At 65.8% G+C, this 19,779-nt stretch carries 17 protein-coding genes; 7 read left to right on the top strand and 10 right to left on the bottom strand.

Translation table 11 applies throughout. The features are described 5' to 3' along the window. Nucleotides 1-116: 116 nt before the first annotated feature. Nucleotides 117-632 (top strand): GNAT family N-acetyltransferase, encoded by a 516-nt coding sequence (locus ACFLEY_RS35365; RefSeq protein WP_011085246.1) that lies wholly within the window; start codon nt 117-119, stop codon nt 630-632. Between the two features lie 74 nt (nt 633-706). On the opposite strand, the gene ACFLEY_RS35360 is transcribed toward ACFLEY_RS35365, so the two are convergent. From ACFLEY_RS35360 to ACFLEY_RS35335, 6 genes are all read right to left on the bottom strand, one after another. Further along, complete coding sequence (locus ACFLEY_RS35360; protein ID WP_396604346.1) at nt 707-3,103, bottom strand: TonB-dependent receptor; 2,397 nt, start codon at nt 3,101-3,103, stop codon at nt 707-709. A gap of 155 nt (nt 3,104-3,258) precedes the next feature. Further along, on the bottom strand, nt 3,259-3,663 hold the full coding sequence (locus tag ACFLEY_RS35355) for a DUF2946 family protein (RefSeq protein ID WP_028175038.1): 405 nt from the start codon (nt 3,661-3,663) through the stop codon (nt 3,259-3,261). A 353-nt stretch (nt 3,664-4,016) separates the two neighbouring features. Continuing rightward, nucleotides 4,017-6,080: a hypothetical protein gene (locus ACFLEY_RS35350; RefSeq protein ID WP_060910833.1), complete on the bottom strand. Its 2,064-nt coding sequence runs from the start codon at nt 6,078-6,080 to the stop codon at nt 4,017-4,019. Nucleotides 6,081-6,231: 151 nt separating this feature from the next. Continuing rightward, entirely contained in the window at nt 6,232-9,045 is a 2,814-nt protein-coding gene (locus ACFLEY_RS35345; RefSeq protein ID WP_060910834.1) for a DUF4159 domain-containing protein, read from the bottom strand. Beyond that, entirely contained in the window at nt 9,042-9,986 is a 945-nt protein-coding gene (locus ACFLEY_RS35340; RefSeq protein WP_028175035.1) for a DUF58 domain-containing protein, read from the bottom strand. Before ACFLEY_RS35340 ends, ACFLEY_RS35345 begins: the two co-directional genes overlap by 4 nt. Continuing rightward, complete coding sequence (locus ACFLEY_RS35335; protein WP_396604345.1) at nt 9,986-10,984, bottom strand: AAA family ATPase; 999 nt, start codon at nt 10,982-10,984, stop codon at nt 9,986-9,988. Before ACFLEY_RS35335 ends, ACFLEY_RS35340 begins: the two co-directional genes overlap by 1 nt. Before the next feature lie 300 nt (nt 10,985-11,284). Here ACFLEY_RS35335 and ACFLEY_RS35330 point away from each other — a divergent pair, with 300 nt between their 5' ends. Genes ACFLEY_RS35330 through ACFLEY_RS35310 form a run of 5 tightly spaced genes read left to right on the top strand, consistent with a single transcriptional unit; the run spans nt 11,285 to nt 14,858 of the window. Continuing rightward, nucleotides 11,285-11,896 (top strand): DUF1285 domain-containing protein, encoded by a 612-nt coding sequence (locus ACFLEY_RS35330; RefSeq protein WP_028175034.1) that lies wholly within the window; start codon nt 11,285-11,287, stop codon nt 11,894-11,896. Continuing rightward, nucleotides 11,893-12,564, top strand: coding sequence for a CoA pyrophosphatase (locus ACFLEY_RS35325; RefSeq protein WP_028175033.1), 672 nt, complete (start codon nt 11,893-11,895; stop codon nt 12,562-12,564). The genes ACFLEY_RS35330 and ACFLEY_RS35325 overlap by 4 nt, the downstream gene beginning before the upstream one ends. Beyond that, the gene (locus tag ACFLEY_RS35320; protein WP_011085255.1) at nt 12,561-12,824 is read left to right on the top strand and encodes a DUF6111 family protein; all 264 of its coding nucleotides are present in this window, start codon (nt 12,561-12,563) and stop codon (nt 12,822-12,824) included. Before ACFLEY_RS35325 ends, ACFLEY_RS35320 begins: the two co-directional genes overlap by 4 nt. A gap of 10 nt (nt 12,825-12,834) precedes the next feature. Then, nucleotides 12,835-14,091 (top strand): CCA tRNA nucleotidyltransferase, encoded by a 1,257-nt coding sequence (locus tag ACFLEY_RS35315; protein ID WP_161536102.1) that lies wholly within the window; start codon nt 12,835-12,837, stop codon nt 14,089-14,091. Then, a complete protein-coding gene (locus ACFLEY_RS35310; protein ID WP_060910835.1) occupies nt 14,088-14,858 on the top strand; it encodes a sulfite exporter TauE/SafE family protein in 771 nt (256 codons plus the stop codon). Before ACFLEY_RS35315 ends, ACFLEY_RS35310 begins: the two co-directional genes overlap by 4 nt. A gap of 283 nt (nt 14,859-15,141) precedes the next feature. Here the strand turns inward: ACFLEY_RS35310 and ACFLEY_RS35305 are convergent, their stop codons facing one another. Both ACFLEY_RS35305 and ACFLEY_RS35300 read right to left on the bottom strand, forming a co-directional pair. Further along, on the bottom strand, nt 15,142-15,360 hold the full coding sequence (locus ACFLEY_RS35305) for a hypothetical protein (protein WP_039183971.1): 219 nt from the start codon (nt 15,358-15,360) through the stop codon (nt 15,142-15,144). 176 nt (nt 15,361-15,536) lie between these two features. Then, nucleotides 15,537-16,100: a hemerythrin domain-containing protein gene (locus ACFLEY_RS35300; protein WP_011085258.1), complete on the bottom strand. Its 564-nt coding sequence runs from the start codon at nt 16,098-16,100 to the stop codon at nt 15,537-15,539. 322 nt (nt 16,101-16,422) lie between these two features. Here ACFLEY_RS35300 and ACFLEY_RS35295 point away from each other — a divergent pair, with 322 nt between their 5' ends. Next, a complete protein-coding gene (locus ACFLEY_RS35295; RefSeq protein WP_211433779.1) occupies nt 16,423-17,994 on the top strand; it encodes a hypothetical protein in 1,572 nt (523 codons plus the stop codon). 371 nt (nt 17,995-18,365) lie between these two features. Here ACFLEY_RS35295 and ACFLEY_RS35290 read toward each other — a convergent pair whose 3' ends face one another. Together ACFLEY_RS35290 and ACFLEY_RS35285 are read right to left on the bottom strand one after the other, a co-directional pair. Next, the gene (locus tag ACFLEY_RS35290) at nt 18,366-18,575 is read right to left on the bottom strand and encodes a YodC family protein (protein WP_011085266.1); all 210 of its coding nucleotides are present in this window, start codon (nt 18,573-18,575) and stop codon (nt 18,366-18,368) included. A 33-nt stretch (nt 18,576-18,608) separates the two neighbouring features. Continuing rightward, nucleotides 18,609-19,685 carry an IS630-like element ISRj1 family transposase gene (locus ACFLEY_RS35285; RefSeq protein ID WP_082756073.1) on the bottom strand — a complete coding sequence of 359 codons (1,077 nt, stop codon included), beginning with the start codon at nt 19,683-19,685 and terminating at the stop codon, nt 18,609-18,611. Nucleotides 19,686-19,779: the final 94 nt, after the last annotated feature.

Here is a 19,779-nt window from a genome sequence, read left to right as displayed (position 1 = left end):
TCGGCCCGGTATGAGCCCGATGGACCGCAGCCCTCCGAGATGTTATCCCGCTCCCCTCATTGACGCGTTTTCATGACGCGAACCCGGGTCCACTTCGCTCGAAGACGCATGCCGACATGAACGATCTCTCGCTCACCATCCTTCCCGAAGCTGCCGGCGACGCCCAGGCGATCGAGCGGCTGCACGAGCGCACCTTCGGCCCCGGCCGCTTCGTGCTCAGCGCCTACCGCATCCGCGAGCACGTCGACCATCTGCTCGAACTGTCCTTCACCGCTCGCATCGGCACGCTGCTGGTCGGCTCGGTCAGGCAATTGCCTGTGCTGGTCGGCGAGACGCCGGCGCTGCTGCTCGGGCCGCTCACCGTCGAGCCGCCGTTCCGCGACCGCGGCATCGGCCGTCTGTTGATGGAGCGCGCGCTGAAGGACGCCAAGGAGCGAGGTCACCGCCTGGTGCTGCTGGTCGGCGACGAGCCCTATTACAGCCGCGTCGGCTTCAAGCCGGTCCCCAAGGGGCGCGTCACCATGCCGGGCCCGGTCGACGCCGCCCGCATCCTGGTGTTCGAGCTCGTCGACGGCGCCTTCGAGGGCGTGTCGGGAGCGGTCGTGCCCGACTGGAGCAAGGCGCGGGGGTAGCGGCGTGTGATGCCGCGACAGCCCGCTCGCTCGACGTGGGTGTACCGGGGCCCGCAGGCCCCGGCTGGAGGCGATCAGAACTTGAAGTTCGCGAACGCCCGCACGCCGATGCCGGGCATCAGCACCTCGTCCTTGGTGTAGGACACCGAGTTGCGGATGCTCTCGTTGAGGAGATTGTTGCCGACGACGCCGGCAATCATCTCGCGCGCACCGAACCAGTTGCGGTCAAGCTTGGTCTTGTAGCTCACCTCGGCCTTCAGGAGGTTGTAGCCTGCCGTCGGCGTCTCCGCGATCACGGCGACGTTGTTCTGCGCGAAGGCGTGCAACAGGTTGACGCGCATCAGCCAGTTGTCGTCGCGCCAGAACACACCGCCGCCCATTCTGAGCGGCGGAATCCGCGGCACGTTGGTGCCGTCGGTGAAGGTGGCGCGAACCACGTCGAGCTGGTTCTCGATGCCCCAGATGCCGCCCTGGAACGCGCCGACGTCGAGCTGCGACTGGAATTCGCCGCCGCGGAAGTTGGCATTGCGTTGCGAGTAGACCGCCTGGTTCAGCTCGGCCCCGGGCGTGCCGCACGAGGCGAAGTCGTCGCCGCACATCACGCCGGTGAGGCGGCGGAAGATGAAATTGTCGAAATGCGTGTAGTAGATGGTCGCCTCGAACCGGAACGGCCCCGTCGCCTTGCGCACGCCGAGCTCGACGGACTTTGCGGTCTCGATCGTCAGGTTCGGATTGCCGATGTCGAAGGTCGCGGTCGCATCATGCGCGCCGCGCGAGAACAGTTCCGCCGCCTTCGGCGCGCGCTCGACATATTGCGCGGTGATGCTGCCGACCATGCCGCCCGGCAGGTCCTGCAACAGGCCGATGCTGCCGCTCTTCGGCGTGTAGAACGGATTGCGCGCGATCGCCACCTGCGGCGTGCCGTCGGGCAGGAAGTCGGCCGGGAAATTCGGCGTGGTGCCGTGCAGCTCGACATGCTCGATGCGGCCGGCGATCTGCGCCCGCGTCGCGTCGGTGAACTTGAACTCGTTGAAGGCGTAACCGGCAACGCGCGTGCTGTTGTTGGGGTCCCACAGGCCGTTGAACAGCGTGCCGGGATTGTCCGGGCTCGGCGCGCTCAGCTCCTGATGCCCGACCTGGAAGCCCAGCGCCGTCGTCACCTCGGCGAAGCGCGCGTTGAACGGCATCAGCTGCACCTCGGTGCGAATCTCCTGCTCCTTGTTGGTGAAGGTCTGCCGCACGCCGTCGCTGTTGGGGTCGGCGGGATCGGCAAGCCCGATCTCGTTGTGCCGGTAGTCGGTCGCGCCGGCCCAGAACCGGATCGTGTCGATCGCGGCCGCATCGGGACGGTACTCGCCCTTGACGTTGATCTTGGTCTGGTGACCGTCGATGCGCGTGTTGTGGTCGGCGCCGTCCATGCCGGGGATGTGGTAGAGCGAGTCGTTCTGCGTGATCGCAGCCCCGATATAGCCGCCCTGGAAGAAGTAGGAGCCGCCGATCGAGGCGCCGTCCGAGCGCGTCGCCGAGTTCGGCTGGCGGCCGTTGGCGACGGATCGCGTCTGGTCGTTCAGATAGGGATAGCTCGGGATGCCGTAGTCCGTGGTGGTGCGGCCATAGACGTCGGCGTGGAAGGCAAAATTGCCGCCGCCGGTGTCGAGCAGCACGCCGCTTTCGACGCCGCGATCGACCGAGCTGAATGCGGAGCGCGTCTCGGCCGTGACGCAAGGCGAGGTCTCGGCGGTTGCCAGCGGCGCCTTGGTCGGGAGGCCGTAGGTCTGGAACGACGGAGCGCAACTCGGCAGCGCATCCGGAATCCGGTTGTTGGTCGCGCTGACGACGCCGCCGATCGAGGTCGAGCCGTAGCGGAGCGCAGCCGGCCCGCGCACCACCTCGACCTGGTTGGTCGCGAGCGGATCGATCGGGACGAAGTGATCCTCGCCGAGGTCGGAGGCGCCACCCGAATTGGTGCCATTCTCGACGATGCCGACGCGGTTGACGTCGAGCCCGCGGATGATCGGTCGGCTGGAGGCGCCGGGCGCGAAGCTCGAGCCGGTGATGCCCGGCTTGGAGAACAAGAGATCGCCGAGCTGACCGGCGCCCTCGCGGCGGATCTCCTCGTTCGGCACCACCGTGACGGTGGCGAACTGGTTGGTCACGATGGGCAGCACGCCTTGCTGAGGCGCGGCGGCAGACGCCGCGGCTGGCGGCGTAGCTTCGGCCGCGTGTTGCTGGCTGCGCGACCGTCCGGTGCGCGCGACATGGACCGGGCTGCGGGTCGGTACCACCCTGCGCACGATCGGGCTCGGCGCCGTCACGGTGATGGCGGGGAGCTCGGTCGACGACTTGTCCTGCGCAGGCTGTTGTACCGGCTGTTGTACCGGTTCTTGGGCGAGCGCGGATGTGGCGGCGGCGCCGAGCAGGAGCAGGCTTGCTCCTGCGAGACGCTGCACGCGTCGCAATTCAAATGACATGGTCCTGATTCCAGTCAGGCGCCGTCCGCATGCTTGTCTGATGATCGGAGGCAGCCTGCCGTCGCGGCGCGACGGAATTCGACTTCAACGGCTCCCGGGCGATCGTCCGCGCGTGTGGCGCGGCGAGCCCGGGCGTGATCAAGCGATGTCGAGAGTCAGGACGCTGGTGGGGCGCGGGGCTGGAACGCCGTGCCGGCCGATTTCAGATGGATGAACTCGGCATCTAGGGTGCGGTGGAGCAGCTCGATCGCCTGCGGCAGCGCAAGGAGAGGCGGCGTCGCGGACACCACGGTGCCCGCCATCGCGACCACGGCGCAGATCGCGCAATTGTCGTCGCCCGGCTGCTCCCGGTCGGATCCTGAAGGAGATTGCTTCTGGACCGCAGCGCGGTCGGTCGAAGCGATCGCCTTGGCGGTGTCGGTCTGCTGGAGCGAGGCTTGGGAGAGGGAGGCGGCCTGGACGAACCAGTGGCTGTGGCCGAATGTCAGCGCGAATTGCACCAGCATCGCGAACAACGCGAGCCGGGCGCCGTGCCTGATATTCGACCGGAACCACTTCATCTGGAAACGCCACCCCACATCGCGAGGATCATCCCCTGATACCGCGATGTTATAATGTAACATCGCAGGAACGAGGAACGGATGTCAACGGCGGTCCGACCATCTCGTGTTGGTGGCCGCGTGATGTGTCGTTCGGGCTACTAACGCGAAATGGCTTTAGGCTGAATCGATTGGCCGCAGTCTCGTTCAACCTCTCCCGCTTGCGGGAGAGGTCGGCGCGAAGCGCCGGGTGAGGGTTCTCTCCACACCGGGGTTCTCGATTGTGGAGACACCCCCACCCCAGCCCTCCACCGCAAGCCGGAGAGGGAGCGCACCTCCGTTGTTGCGGCAATCAAACCTGATCTCATCGGGCTTCACCGCCCTTCGCGGACCCAGGTCGCGGCGAAGGCGCCGAGCAGCAGCAGCAGGCCGATCAGGCCGGCGAAGATCGGCAGCACGCCAACGCCCTTGACGACGCTGGCGTCGCGCATCCGCACGCCCATCCAGCCGTCGCCATGGAAGACGCTCACCGAGCGCACCGGCACGATGCGCGGCAGCTCGACGCTGGCGCCATCAACCACGCGCACGGCATTGCCGCCGGTCGCCTGCGTCAGCGGCTTCAGGGTCTCGGTGGTGGAGGTGACTTCCGAAAACTCCTTCGGATTGGTCGGGCCGACATTGATCAGCGCCTTCAGCGTGCCGTCGGTCGCTTGCCACAGGCCGAGCTCGTTGGCCGGCAGGCTGGCGCGCCACTCGCCGGGATCGCCGGCGCTGAGCGTCAGGTCGCGCGACACGCCCGACGGCGAGGTCACGCTCACCGGCTGGACGCTGTCCGACATGGTCTGGCGCACCACCACGAGATCCTTGCCCTGCACCTGCAGGCGCAGCGCCTCTTCATCAAGATCCGGCTGCTTCATCAGCCAGTGCGACATCCGTCGCAAGAGGTCGAGATGCGGGCCGCCGCCCTCATAGCCGCGCGCCCACAGCCAGATGTGGTCGGAGAGCAGCAGCGCGACGCGTCCCTCGCCGAAGCGCGACAGGAACAAGAGCGGCTTGCCGTCGACGCCCGTCATGACCGGCGGGTTGACGGAATTGCGGGTGTCGACGGTGCGGAAGAACCGGCTCCAGCGCGGCGGCTCGCTCGCCGAGCCCTCCAGCCCGCGCGTGACGGGATGGCGTTTGCCGATGTCGGACAGGTGCGCATAGAACGGCTTCTCGGTCACGCCGACCGGCTCGGCCGGCAGCACCGAATCCAGCGGCGTGCGCCAGATGCTGGTGTTGGAGGCATAGTCGGGACCGGCCGAGACCAGCACCGCGCCGCCCGCGCGCACATAGCGCGCGATGTTGTCGAAATAGGCGATCGGCAGTACGCCCTGGCGGGCGTAGCGGTCGAAGATGATCAACTGGAATTCGTTGATCTTCTGCTGGAACAGCTCGCGGGTCGGAAACGCGATCAGCGACAATTCGTTGATCGGCGTGCCGTCCTGCTTCTCCGGCGGGCGGAGAATGGTGAAGTGCACGAGATCGACGCTGGCGTCGGACTTGAGCAGATTGCGCCAGGTGCGCTCGCCGGAATGCGGCTCGCCGGAGACCAGCAGCACGCGCAGCTTGTCGCGCACGCCGTCGATGGCGACGACGGCGCGATTGTTCACCGGCGTCAGCTCCCGCTCGAGCGGCGAGGCTTCGATCTCGACGATGTTCGGGCCGGCATGCTTGATGTCGACGTCCACGCTCGCGGTCTGGCCGCTCGAGAGCGTGCGCTCGTTGATGACCTCGCCGTCGCGGCGAACCGTGACCTTGGCGCGCTCGCCGGAAACGCCCTGGTCGTCGAGCCGGTAGGTGATGGTCTGGTTTTGCCCGACGATGCCGAAGCGCGGCGCCGCCGTGATCGCGATGCGGCGGTCGCGCTCGTCCTTCTGCCCGGTGATCAGCGCGTGCACCGGCGCCTGGAAGCCGAGCGCGGCGGCGTTCGCGGGAATGTCGTGGACGCGGCCGTCGGTGATCAGGAACGCGCCGGCGACGCGGTCGACCGGCACGTCCGACAAGGCCGAGGCGAGGGCGCCGAACAATCTCGTGCCGTCGGTCTCGCCGTCGGCCTGTCCGGCGTCGACGACGCGGACCTCGAGGCCCTTGATCTTCTTCAGTCCGTCGACCAGCGCTTCCTGCGCCTGGGCCGCCTCGCGATTGCGGTTGCCGAAATTCTGGCTCGGGCTCTTGTCGACGACGACGGCGGCGACCGAGGTGAGGGGATCGCGGTCCTCGCGGGTGAAGGAGGGATTGGCGAGCGCGAGCAGGAACAGCACCAAGGCGGCCACGCGCACCGCGGCGCCGCGTGCACGCGCCAGCAGCAGCACGAGCGCGATGACGACGATCGCGGCCAGCGCGAGCCAGAGGACGATCGCGGGAACAAGCGGCGTGAACGCGATGCCGTAATTCATCAGACAGACCTATCAACGTCATTCCGGAGCGATGCGAAGCATCGAATCCGGAATCTCGAGATTCCCCGGTGCGCAGTGCGCACCTGCGGTCTGGTCCTTCGGACCATCCCGGAATGACGGGGCGTGTGGCTCAAGCTCGTCACGCGCATCTCTATTGCCCCAGCCGTTCGATCAGGGCCGGTGCGTGCACCTGGTCGGCCTTGTAGTTGCCGGTCAGCGTGTACATCACGATGTTGGCGCCGGCACGATAGGCGAATTCGCGCTGGCGGTTGTCGCCGCCGGTCACCGGCAGCATGTACTGGCCGTCGGGGCGCACGGCCCAGGCGCCGGCAAGGTCGTTCGAGGTGATGATGATCGGCGAGACGCCGTCGCCGCCGCGCGCCGGACGCTGCGCGCTCTCGTCGTCGTCCTCGCGCGGCAGGGTCTCGACCCAGGTCTGGCCGGAGTTGAAGCGGCCGGGGAAGTCGCGCAGCAAATAGAAGGTCTTGGTCAGCACGTGCTCGCGCGGCACCGGCTCGAGCTCGGGCACGTCGAGCGAGGACAGGATCTCGCGCAGCGCCCGCATGCCCGGCGTCTGCGAGGCGCCGTTGTCGCCGGGCGGCGCCTCGATCGCGTCGCGGGTGTCGAACAGCACGGTGCCGCCCTGCTTCATGTAGGCGTCGATCTTGTTGATGGCGTCCTGCGGCGGCTTGGGCGCGCCGGGCACGATCGGCCAGTAGATCAGCGGGAAGAAGGCGAGCTCGTCGCGCGCGGGATCGATGCCGACGGGATCGCCGGCCTCGAGCGCGGTGCGTTGCGCCAGGAACAGCGTCAGCCCGGTCAGGCCGGCCTTGACGATGGAATCGACGTCGGCATTGCCGGTCACGACATAGGCGAGGCGGGTCTGCGACACCGCCTTCATCGCGAACTCGTCCGCGGCGCTGTCGGCGCGCGCGGGCGTCGGCGGCAGTGTGGAGAGGCCCGCAAGCACGAGGCCGAGCAGGATCATTGCGGGCGCGGCGCGGCGGCGCAGCAGCGCGGCGAGGCCGCCGCCGAGCACCGCGACGATGATGGCGTCGATCAGGAACAGAGCGAGCGCCGTCGACAGCAGCCAGCCGCGCAAGTCGCGCGGCTCGGCATTGGTGTAGGTGGCGTGCCGGGCGCGCAGGCTCGCGGTGTTCAGGGCTGCGATGCGGTCGGCGCTAGCAAGCGTGTTCACGGCGAGCGGTCCTTCTGCAGGACCATAGAAGCCCGGCGGATGATCGGGTGTGGCGCGGTCGCGATAATCGGCCGGAAGCGGCTTTGCCGTGGCCGGCGGCGGACCGAAGGCGCCGAACCCGTCGAGCATGTGCAGCGGCGCCACCGTCTCGGTGGTTGCCTCGCTGGCAACGCCGGCGCCGGGCTTGGTGGTGTAGCCCGACATGTCGACGACCCGCCGCAGCATTTCGACGAAGATGCCCGACATCGGCAGATCCGACCAGCGCATGTCGGCACTGACGTGGAACAGGCTGACGACGCCCTTGCCGCGATGCTCGCCGGTCACCAGCGGCGTGCCGTCTTCCAGCGACGCCCAGCTCTTGGTGGCGAGCACGGCATCGGGCTCGGCCAGGACCTGGCGGCTCACGGTGACGTCCTTGGGGACCACGACGCCGGCAAACGGACCGTCGGCCGCAAAGGCGGCGAGGTGCTGCGGCTTCTCCCAGGTCAGGCTGCCGCCGAGCGTGCGGCCGCCCTTGCGCAGCTTGACCGGCACGAGATCGTCTTCGGCCTGCGCCAGGCGGGGCCCGGCGAACCGCACCAGCACGCCGCCCTGGTCGATCCAGGCATTGAGACGCTCGCGGATTTCAGGCGCGATGGTGCCGACATCGGCGAGGATGATCATCGGCAGCTTCTGGTCGAGGAACTGGGTGATGCCCTGCTGCGGCGAGCCCTTGTCGGCGAGCCGCACGTCGGCGAACGGCGCCAGCGCGCGGGTGAGGTAGAAGGTCGGCGCCAGCAGCGGCTGCGCGGTCTCGCTGGTCGAGCCCGAGACGATGCCGATGGCGCGGCGGCGCCAGCGCTTGTCGAGCAGCTGCACCGCGCCGGCGGAGCGCTCGCCCGATATCTCGAGCCGCGTGATGTCGTTGCGCAGCTCGACCGGCAGGTCGAACGAGGCCTCGGTTTCCTTGTCCTGCGGGCCGAACGAATAACGGGCTTCGCCGATCGGCGATGCCTTCTGGTCCAGAGCGCGCACGGTGCCGACGGCGATGCCGCCGTCGGTGCGCAGCACCTTCACCGTCATCCTGGCGGCGGCGTTCTCGGCCGCGACCAGTGCCAGCGGCGAGGAGGTGCCGCCTTCGAAGATGGTCAGGCTGCGATCGCCGATGGTCTTGCCGAGGGCTTGCACGAATTCCTCGCCGCGGCCGGTATCGACGCCATCCGACAGCCAGGCGATCTCGCAGTCGCCGGTGGCCTTGAGGAAGCGATCGACCGCTGCGAGGGTTTCGACGCGCTCGATCGAATAGGGCTTTGGTACCAGCTGGCGCAGCGCGACACGCGCCGCGCCCGCCGGCATCAGGGTGATGTCGCGGTTCGGCTCGGACAGCGGCACCAGCGCGATGGCGCGGCGGTCGTTGTCGGCGTTGGCGATCAGCTCATCGGCGGCCCTGATCCTGACGTCCCAGTTCGAGGCCGCGCTCCAGCCGTCGTCGAACATGATCATCAGCGGAGCCTTGCTGCCGGCGAGTCCGGCCTGCGGATTCCAGATCGGGCCGGCGGCGGCGAATATTACGAGGGCCGCAGCCAAAAGCCGCAGCGCCGTCAGCCACCACGGCGTCCGCGAAGGCGTCTCTTCCCTTGGCGCGATGTCGAACAGCAGGCGCGTCGGCGGAAACTCGATCCGGCGCGGCCGCGGCGGCATCACGCGCAAGAGCCACCACAGCACCGGCAGGCTGACGAGGCCGATCAGGAGCAGCGGTTCGGTGAAGGCGAGCGGCAATCCCATCATGCGGCCGGCCCCGCTTTGATGGAGGTGGTGCGGGCGCCCGACTTGCTCACCTGCATGCCGGCATGCAGGAACAGCAGCAGCTCGGCGGCGGAGCGGTCGGTCGCGTGGGTCGTGAACAGCCAGTCGAGCTTCGAGGTCTCGGCGCGGATCTGGTCGCGGTGCAGCGCGAGCCGCGCGGTGTAGTCCTGCGCCCAGCTTTCGGCGCGGCCGGCGGTGATCACGCCAAAACCTTCCGGCTCGACGAACTCGACGCGGCCGGAATAGGGGAAGGACTCCTCGGCGGGATCGACGACCTGCACCATCGTGCCATGTGCGCCGGAGCCGGAGAGCCCTGCGAGCGTCGTCCTGATCTCGGCGATCGGCGACCAGAAATCCGACAGCACGATGATCTCGGCGAGCGCGGAAGGAACGAAGGAGGGCGGCAGGCTCAGCCGGTCGGCATCGTCATGCAGCATCGCCTGCGCCATCTTGTCGATGACGCTGCGGCTCGCGGTCGGCGCCATCAGCCCGGGAATGCCGACGCGCTCGCCGCCGGAGACCAGCAGTTCGGCCAGCGCAAAGGCGACGATCAGCGTGCGTTCGAGCTTGGACTCGCGCGCGGTCTTGGAGGCAAACGCCATCGACGGCGAGCGGTCGGGCCAGATCCAGACCGTGTGCGAGGCTTCCCATTCGAGCTCGCGGACATAGAGATGGTCGTCGCGCGCCGAGCGCCGCCAGTCCACGTTCTGCGACGGCTCGCCGGAGACGAAGCGGCGGTATTGCCAGAAATTTTCGCCGGAGCCGGCGCGGCGCCTTCCGTGCAGGCCGTGGATGACGTTGGCGGCGACGCGGCGGGCTTCGAGCACCAGGCGCGGCAAGGAAGCTGCGAGCGTGCGGCTTTCGCCATCGGCACGTCGGATCGCGATGATCTCCTTCGCTGTGTGCCCGTTCTCGGCGGCCATCAACCGATCCGTGTTTTCAACTGCCGGATCACGTCCGGAATCGTGCGCCCCTCGGCGCGCGCCTGGAAGGTCAGCGCCATGCGGTGCTTCAGAATGGGTTCGGCGAGGTCGAGCACGTCGTCGACCGAGGGCGCGAGCCGTCCGTCGATCAGCGCACGGGCGCGCACCGCCAGCATCAGGGATTGGCTGGCGCGCGGGCCGGGGCCCCAGGCGATGAACTTGCCGGTCTCGCCGCTGTCCGCACCCGGACGGGCCGAGCGCACCAGCGACAGGATCGCCTCGACCACGGAATCGCCGACCGGCAGGCGCCGGATCAGCCGCTGCGCGGTGATCAGCGCATCCGCGGTCATCGATCCCTTCGCCAGCGTCTCCTCGGCGCCGGTGGTCTCGAACAGGATGCGGCGCTCGGCGTCGCGATCGGGATAGTCGACGTCGATTTCCATCAGGAAGCGGTCGAGCTGCGCTTCGGGCAGCGGATAGGTGCCTTCCTGCTCCAGCGGGTTCTGGGTCGCGAGCACGTGGAACGGCTTCGGCAAATCGTGCCGCGCGCCGGCAACGGTGATGTGCTGCTCCTGCATCGCCTGGAGCAGCGCCGACTGCGTGCGCGGGCTGGCGCGGTTGATCTCGTCGGCCATCAGGAGCTGCGCGAACACCGGACCTGCGATGAAGCGGAAGGAACGCTTGCCCGCGGTGCTCTCGTCAAGCACCTCGGCGCCGAGGATGTCCGACGGCATCAGGTCGGGCGTGAACTGGATGCGCTTGGCGTCGAGACCGAGCGTGACGCCGAGCGTCTCGACCAGCTTGGTCTTGGCAAGGCCCGGCACGCCGATCAGCAGCGCATGGCCGCCGGAGAGGATGGTGACCAGCGTGTTCTCGATCACGCGGTCCTGGCCGAAGATGACGGACGCGATCGCGTCCTTTGCCGCCCGAATCTGGCTCGAGACCTGCTCGGCCGAGCGGACGATTCCATCCTCGAGTTTCTCGACACTCTCCGCCATCCGTTAGCTCCTTCAGCCCGCCGCGCGGCTCGCTCGCGTCGTCATGTCATCGCATCAGGTCAGATGCATCAAATCTTCACTTCAAGCGAAGACGTCAAACCAAGTCATGGCCCCTATGCTAGACTTGCAGGAAGGCCATGTATTCGTTGAATTAACCTATCCCCACCTTATCGGCTTAAGGGTATGTAGGGCATCACGAAGTGGCGACCTCCACACCGGACTAATCCGGGGTGGAACCGTTCGCCGATGGACAGCGTAGACCTGCACCAATCGTGCCAAAGGACAAAGTCAGGGCAAACCATGGCGAACCAAGGGCAGAGCGCCGATCGTGGTCTTGAGGGGCTGACTGCCGCCGCCAAGAGTGCTGCCAGTGCCGAAGGCGCCAAGAAGGGCCTGCCTCCGGTGCATCTGTGGAATCCGCCGTTTTGCGGCGATCTCGATATCCGAATCGCGTCCGATGGTACTTGGTTCTACATGGGGACGCCAATCGGACGTCACGCGCTGGTCCGCCTGTTCTCGACCATCCTGAAGCGCGAGGGCGACAAGCATTTCCTCGTGACGCCGGTGGAGAAGGTCGGCATCCGCGTTGACGACGCGCCGTTCATGGCGGTCGAAATGCAAGAGGACGGCGAGGACAACCATCGCGTGCTGCGCTTCCGCACCAATGTCGACGACTGGGTCACCTGCGATGCCGCGCACCGGCTGCGCTTCGAGCAGGCAGTGGACGGCGGGCTGACGCCCTATCTGCACGTCCGCGCCGATCTCTGGGCCAAGGTGACCCGCGCGCTCTATTACGATCTGGTTGACATGGGCGAGGAGCGGATGGTCGATGGCCAGCCGATGTTCGGCGTCGAATCGGCCGGCGAATTCTTCGCCATGGCCGATGCGGACGAGGTGAGGGCCGCGCTTTGAACAAGCCTATCCTGAAAAGTGATCCCGTCGCGCTTGGCGCTGCGGATTTCTTTACCCGTTCCAGGGCGAGGCTCGGCTTCGACGTGCCGCCCGGCCTCTACGATCCGAACATCATTCCGGCCTCGGGCGATCCCGGGACCGACAAGATGCTGGAAATCGTCGCGCGCGAGCAGCCGGTGCGGCCGGCGGCGGTCCTGATCGCGGTGGTGGACCATCCCGAGCCGACCGTCCTGCTGACGCAGCGCTCGGCGCATCTCAACGACCACGCCGGCCAGATCGCCTTTCCCGGCGGCAAGATCGACGCGACCGACACCTCGCCGCTCGATGCGGCACTGCGCGAGGCCGAGGAGGAGGTCGGGCTGTCCAGAGACTTCGTCGAGCCGATCGGCTATCTCGATCTCTACGGCACCGCCTTCGGCTTCCGCATCCTGCCGACGGTCGCGAGGGTCCGGCCCGGCTTTGCGCTCACGATCAACCATTCCGAGGTTGATGATGCGTTCGAGGTGCCGCTATCCTTCCTGATGAATCCGGCGAACCACCAGATGCACAGCAAGGAATTCCGCGGCATGGAGCGCTTCTACTATGCGATGCCGTTCGCGGAACGTTACATCTGGGGTGCAACCGCCGGAATGCTGCGTGTGCTGTATGAGCGGATCTACTCATCATGATCCGGACGGTTCTGACCGAGATCGGAATTTTCCTCGTTCCCTTTGCCGTCTATGCGTTGTTCCTGGCCGCCAGCCGGTCCGGCCTGTTCGTGCAATCGTCCTGGCCGGTCACCATCGTCGCTCGCCTTGCCCTCATGGCGATCGTGCTTGTGATCGCGGGTCTGATCGGCCTGGCGCAATTCTCCGGCGCCGGCCCGGAGTCGACTTACGTTCCCGCCCATATCGAGAACGGCAAGTTCGTGCCGGGCACGGAAAAATAGGGGCCTGCCGATGAGCGCGGAGCCGATCCTCGCCGATGCGCCATGGCTGATCTCCGGCGGCACCGCGCGCGTCCTGCAATTGCTCGATGCGGATGGCGAGGAGGCGCGGGTGGTCGGCGGCGCGGTGCGCAACGCGCTGCTCGGTCTTGTGCCCGGCGACATCGACATCGCGACCACGGCGCGGCCGGAGGAGGTGGTGCGGCGCGCCAAGGCCGCCGGCATCAAGAGCGTGCCGACCGGCATCGACCACGGCACCGTCACGCTGGTCATCGACGGGCATCCCTACGAAGTCACGACCCTGCGCGAGGATACCGAAACCTTCGGCCGCAAGGCCAAGGTCGCGTTCGGCCGCGACTGGGTGAAGGATGCCGAGCGGCGCGACTTCACCATGAACGGCCTGTCGGTCGATGCGACCGGTGTCGTGTACGACCATGTCGGCGGGATCGCGGACGCCAGAGCGCGCCGCGTGCGGTTCATCGGCGACCCCGACCAGCGCATCGCCGAGGATTATCTGCGCATCCTGCGCTTCTTCCGCATCCACGCCGCCTTCGGCGCCGGCGAGCCCGACCGCGACGGCTATCTCGCCTGCATCCGGGGACGTGGGGGCCTTGCCAGCCTGTCGGCCGAGCGGGTGCGCATGGAGATGCTGAAGCTGCTGGTGGCCGGCGGTGCGTCCGCCGCCGTGCTGGCCATGGCCGAGGGCGGATTGCTGCAGGCGCTGATCGGCGGCGTCGCCTATACCGGGCCGCTGGCGAGCATGGTCGCGATCGAGCGCGAGCTTGGCCTGCCGGCGAGCGTCACCCGGCGCCTGGCCGCGCTGACGGTGGCCGTGACGGAAGACGCCAAGCGCGTCGCTACGCGCCTGCGGCTCTCCAATGCCGAGGCCAAGGCGCTGGATTCGATGGGGCACCGCTGGTGGCGGTTTGCCGCCAAGGACGAGGCCAATGCACGGCGGCTGCTCTACCGGCTCGGTGCGGAGCGCTATCACGATCGCGTGTTGCTCGGCTGGGCGCGGGCGGCGGGCGACGTGCATTCGTCGCGCTGGCGCGAACTCGCCGAGCTGCCGCAGCGCTGGACTGCGCCGAAATTTCCGCTCCGCGCCGCCGACTTCATCGCGCGCGGGATGGCGGAAGGGCCCGCGCTCGGACATGTGTTGACACTTGCCGAGGACGCTTGGCTTGCGGCGGATTTTCCACTAGAGGAAGCCGCGCTCGCTTCCATCGCAGATCAAGCTGCGGCACGCGTCAGCCGCGAACGGAAAACGTGACCATCGTCTCGGGCTTCGCCGACATCTCGATCTTTCAGCTTCTGCTGGTCGCGTTGATGGCGTTGTTTGCTTCGATCATCGGTGGTCTCGCCGGCTACGGCACCGGCGCGCTGATGCCGCTGGTGCTGGTGCCCCTCGTCGGCGCCGAGCCCGTGGTGCCGATCATCGCGATCTCCGCGATCTTCACCAATTCGAGCCGTGCGCTCGCCTATGTCCGCTATGCCGACCGCCGCCGCGCGCTGATCGTGCTGGCCTGCGCGGCGCTGACGACCGCGCTCGGCGCCTACGGCTATACGCGCCTCACCAATGCGGGCGCCGCGCTCGTGATCGGCTCCATGCTGATCCTGAGCGTGCCGCTGCGCCGCGTGCTCCGCCGCCGTCAGGTCAGGATCGGCGACACCGGCCTTGCCGCAGGCTCGGTCGGCTACGGCGTGCTGGTCGGCGGCACCTCGGGCTCCGGCGTGATCCTGCTCTCGCTCTTGATGGCCGCGGGCCTCGAAGGCGCCGCCGTGATCGCGACCGATGCGATGATCTCGCTCGGCACCGGCCTGATCAAGATCTCGGTGTTCGGCCTCGCCGGCGCCGTGAATGCGCAGGTGCTCGCCTTCGCACTGCTGATCGGGGCGATCGCGATCCCCGGCGCGTTCCTCGCCAAAGCCTTCGTCGAGCGGATGCCGGTGAACATCCACACCGCGATCCTCGATGTCGCGGTGATCACCGGCGGGCTGGTGATGATCTCGGCGGCGGCGCGGCAGCTCGTCGCGTAGGTGATCCACGCGGCATTTGCGTCTGGACCGCGGATATTGGCCCCGTCGTCATTCCGGGGCGCGCCTCTTGGCGCGAGCCCGGAATCCATTCATCCATCGACGCTGCAGCCCGATGGATTCCGGGCTCGCGCGGCGCGCGCCCCGGAATGACGAGACGGGCCAGGGCGTGTGCCCAGGAACGTCAGGTTTCGCGCCCAAACCGGAAATCGCCAGGCATAACCGCCATCGGCGGCTTTTGACCCAACTCAGATATCGGCGCCAGCTTCCGTCTCGCGTTTTGCGTTCAGGACCACGGCGGCTCTTCGCCCGCCGCGGCTGCCTCGTGGTTGATCGTGACGCCCGCCGAACGCAACCCGGTCAGCAAGACAGTTCTTACCGAGGCGGGATCAAATCCAATATCCTTGGCGTTTGGTGGATGTGCCTCGCTGTCCTTCAATCGGAGCGCCAGGTGCAATTGCTCGCAAAGGTGCTGAACGACGCGATTGACTTGATCGTCAGTCATCGTTGGCTTCCTCCTGCTACCTTTTGTCCGACTAGGTAGCACAAAATAGGGCGGTTCGCGATTGGACGGCCCAAGCCCAACCCCACACTCGTGGACGGGCCGGCCCGTCTGGTACGCCGGAAGTGACTGGCAGCGATGGGACATTGAGTCCAATCAGCGCATGCGGATGAGCTTGACTAGTGCCGTTCGGCTTCGGCTTCCTGTTCCAACTGCAGGATGCGCGCCCGTAACGCGTCGAACGTCTCTTCGGCGGCCTCGCTGAACAGCGGATCCTCAGGATTGGTCATGGCCGAGGCGATCTCCGTCCAATCCTCAGGCTCGAGAGCCTTCAGGGCGGCGGGAAAGAAATCGCGATCTTCCTTCATGATGTGGCGCCGCTCGTGCTCGATGAAATCGCGAACGATGGCATCCACGTCCTGCCGAAGCAGTTCGCGGTCGGCAAGAACGTTGTCGACCGCATGAGCGACGCGGCGCAAGAGTTCGGCCCCTTTCTGGTGTTCGCGGGCGAGATCACCGACCTTCGCAGCCGCAGCCGGATCGCGAATTTGCAACTTGGCGAAGACCAGGTCTTCCTGAGGGTGGTGGTAAACCTCCGGGTAAAGCTCGAAGTAGCTGATAACCGCGCCAATAACCTCATAGTCGGGGCGGTCGCCGCGGTCGAAAACCTCAAGTTCCCGCTCGAGGATGGCGAGCAGTTTCTCAATGTTGCGGTGCTCTTGGCTTAAGCGCTCAATGATCATTGGTGCGATCCACAAGGTGACCGATTGAGAAGCTCTTGAAAGCTTAGCCCCAAGTCGCCTCAGCGCTTTGCGCTAGATCAAGCTCCGGAGGCATGGTGCGCCATCCGCCTGTTCTATGTCGCTTATTTTGCCAATAGCGCGTCACGAATGGGAGGTCCGGGCTTGGACCGAAGCGGAACTCACCCAACAAAATTGGAAACTCTTCCGCTGGTAGCTGTTTCTCGATAGCTCAACCGTTTAACGAATTATTAGGAGGCTCTACCGCAACTAGTTCTAGAAGAAAACAACAACCCTGCCGGGTTTCAATACCCGGAGTAATCGCGTGAATGCACCCGCTCTCCTGATCCCAGAAGATCTCATCGATCGCGGTGCTCGCTCAGATCGATCGGTCGCGACCACTGTGTTCGCCCTGCTCGCCATCGCGTCGCTTCTCCCCACGCTGCTCACGCCCATTCCGGCGATGGTCGATTACCTCAACCACCTCGCCCGCATGTATCTTCTGAGCCAAATGGGCACCGCCAATGCCAATCCATATTACCAGGCGGCCTGGGCCTTCTATCCCAATCTGGCGATGGACTTGGTGGTCCCGCCAATGGCGCGGCTGATCGGCGCCGAGAACGCGACTCGGCTGTTTCTTCTTTTCGGCCAGTTGTTGATCATCGGCGGCGCGCTTGCGCTCGAATGGGTTGTGAAGCGGCGCGTTCACCTCGCCGGCTTCGCGGCGCTCTTGTTCCTCTACTGCCTGCCGTTCACGTGGGGATTCGTCAACTTCGAATGCGCTCTCGGCATCGCGCTCTGGGGCATCGCCGCTTATCTGTTCGCCGCCGAGCAACCAACTCCGGTACGTTTCGCCGTCAACACAGCTTTCGTGGTGGTGCTGTTTGCGGCGCATTTCTTTTCCTTGGGGATCTATGGCGCGACGCTCGGGTTCTATGAGCTGTGGCGCGCCTTCGACCGGAAACTGCCTTACCGCGACGCCGCGCTCCGGCTCGTCACGCTCGCAATACCGGCCGTGGCGCTGTTGGTCGTCATGCGACTGACCGCGGGCTCTGTCGGAAGCGAGGGCACGTTTTGGTATTTTGACTACAAGCTGCTCTGGCCATTTTTTATCATGAACGGCTACAGCATGGCTGTCTCGGGGGCGAGCGCGCTCGTGCTAATGGCTGCGTTATACGTCGCCGCAAGGTGCGGCATGCTAAAGCTGCAGCCTGCCGGGATCTGGGTCGCAACTGGCTTCGCGCTCCTCTACCTTGCGATCCCGCCAAGGCTATTCGGCACGGCGTTCGCGGATATTCGGGTTCTTCCTGCGGCCGCTTTGATCCTTCCCGCCTTCTGTTCGCTGTCACTGCCGAGCCGACGATGGACGATGGCCGCGCTCGCCATTGTCGGCGGCATCACGCTGGCCAATCTGGCCGTCGTGCTCGTGGTCTGGCTGTCGTACCGTGGAGACTATTCAGCTTTCATTCGGTCTTTTCAGAAGATTGATCGTGGTTCGAAGATACTGATCGGGACCAGCGGAGAGGGCGATGATCCACCGTTCAAGGACCTCACTCAGTATCCAATGTATTATGCGCCGACCCTGGCGGTGCATTACGCCAATGCTTTCGTGCCGAACGTATTCGCCGAGGCCGGCAAGCAGCCGGTTCAGGCGCGGACCGAAGTCCGCCGTCTCGCCATTCCCTACGGTGGGCCTGTGCCGATACGCCTGTTGAGTGCAATCGCCGCAGGCCAGATGACGGCGTCCGACGACGCCGCCTTCATCCGCACCTGGTATCGAGATTACAACTATCTTTATCTGCTCGGCACCGGCGTGGCGAACCCGCTGCCAGACATGCTGAAGGAATTGGACAGGTCCGAGCGCTTCGTTCTCTACAAGATCCGCCGCACACCTTAGAGTATTTTCCTCTACGCGACGGACATGATTTCTCATCATCGATCATTCGCTGGAGCCCGTTTGCTCCTGACATTTTTTCTATAGGCATCCGCGGACGGCGGGCTCGCCGCAGCGATGCCGGCTGCGCGCTTAGCGCAGCAGTTGCCCTCGTGTAAGCGTGCCGATGATGAAGTTACGCCCGCAACTAGGGAGAACAATGAGAACAATAAGTCCCGACGCATCAGATGGCACCTGTCCGAGGTAAGTCTGGTCGTGGCCCTTCTGCACCATGTGGCGATGTCCGCTCCTGCGCCGCGATTGGCGCAAAAGCGGACATCAGACGCTCCGGAGCCGAGCGCTCCGATCTAACTAGGCCGCGGCCTTAACCGCGCCTACTCCTCGTCTTCGTCGTCCTCATCCTCTTCTTCATCCTCGTCCACCTCTTCCAGGTGTTCGAGCACGGCGAGCGGCAGCGTCTCGCGAAACAGGTCGCCTTCCACGCCCATCCAGAGGCAGATCACGTCGTCGCCTTTGACTTCTGCGACGGTCAGCGGCTGGCCGCCGGATTTGAGCATGACGATATCGCCGGCTTTCAGTTCCATGGATGGTCCTTTCGGGTTGATTGACTTGAGAGGCTAGTACCCGGAATCAGAGTGAGTGATACGGCGGCCTTTGAAACGGCGTTGACGGACCTTTTTCTTGGTCCAGACGAAGGGCTCGGCTCTGTCGTTGTATGCGTTGACGTAGGCATCGATGTGTTCCTGAAGCTGCTTGAGGCTCGTGAAGGAGGTGCCGCTGAGCGACTGCCCCTGCAAGATGGAAAACCATACTTCGACCTGATTGAGCCATGACGCACTTGTCGGCGTGAAATGAAATTGCACGTTGGGGTGGGCCTTGAGCCAGTCCTCGTTCTTTTTATGGGTGTTGAGGTTGTCGAGGATGACGTGAAGCTTGCGGTTCGGAAAAGCCGCGGTGACGCTGTTCATGAAATCGAGAAACTCGACGCGGCGCCGGCGTTTTGAATGGGTCGCGATGATCTTTCCGGTGGCGACTTCGAGCGCCGCAAACAATGTTGTGGTGCCATGCCGCTTGTAATCGTGGCTTTGGCCGGTCAAGGCGCGGCCATTGGGCAACTTCAGATAACCCTGCGCTCGCTCCAAAGCCTGGATCGAGGGCTTCTCGTCCACGCACAGCACAATGGCCTTCGCCGGCGGCGCGACATAGAGGCCGACAACATCGGCGGCTTTGGCCGTAAAGTTCGGGTCGTTGCTCTCGCACCAGGACTTGCGAGCCACCAGGTCAATCTTGTGGCTGCGCAGGAACCGCCAGACATATTGGACATCGACATCGCCCAGCGCCTCGGCCAGCAGGGGGCCGGTCCAGCGCGCAAACCCTTGCGGTGGCGGCTTATCCAGCAGCTTCAGAATCCGCTTGTCGGTCGTCTTCGTATAGATCGGCTGCTTGCCAGGCCGCGGCTTGTCTTGCAGCCCTTCAAGGCCATGGTCGGCATAGCGATGCCGCCAAAGGCTGACAATCCGCGGCTGGACCCCAACTTCCTTGGCGATCGACCGGGTGCTGCGCCCATCCGCCGCCAACAGAACTATCCGCGCCCGCTTCAAATCGCGCTGCAACGTCACCGGTGAGCGACAGCACGCCTCAAGCACCTTGCGATCTTTCCTCGAAAGGTGGACTTCTCTTGCTTCGGGTATCATCCCGACCTTGAATCACGACTCACGTTCCAAGAAAAGTGGGTACTAGCAAGCCGGCATGACACGCCGATCACGGACTGCGGGATCAGTGGATGTG

This window comes from Bradyrhizobium sp. YCK136, from assembly GCF_044570075.1.
In the GTDB taxonomy this organism is placed as follows: domain Bacteria; phylum Pseudomonadota; class Alphaproteobacteria; order Rhizobiales; family Xanthobacteraceae; genus Bradyrhizobium; species Bradyrhizobium diazoefficiens.
This window is presented reverse-complemented; position numbering and strand designations above follow the sequence as displayed.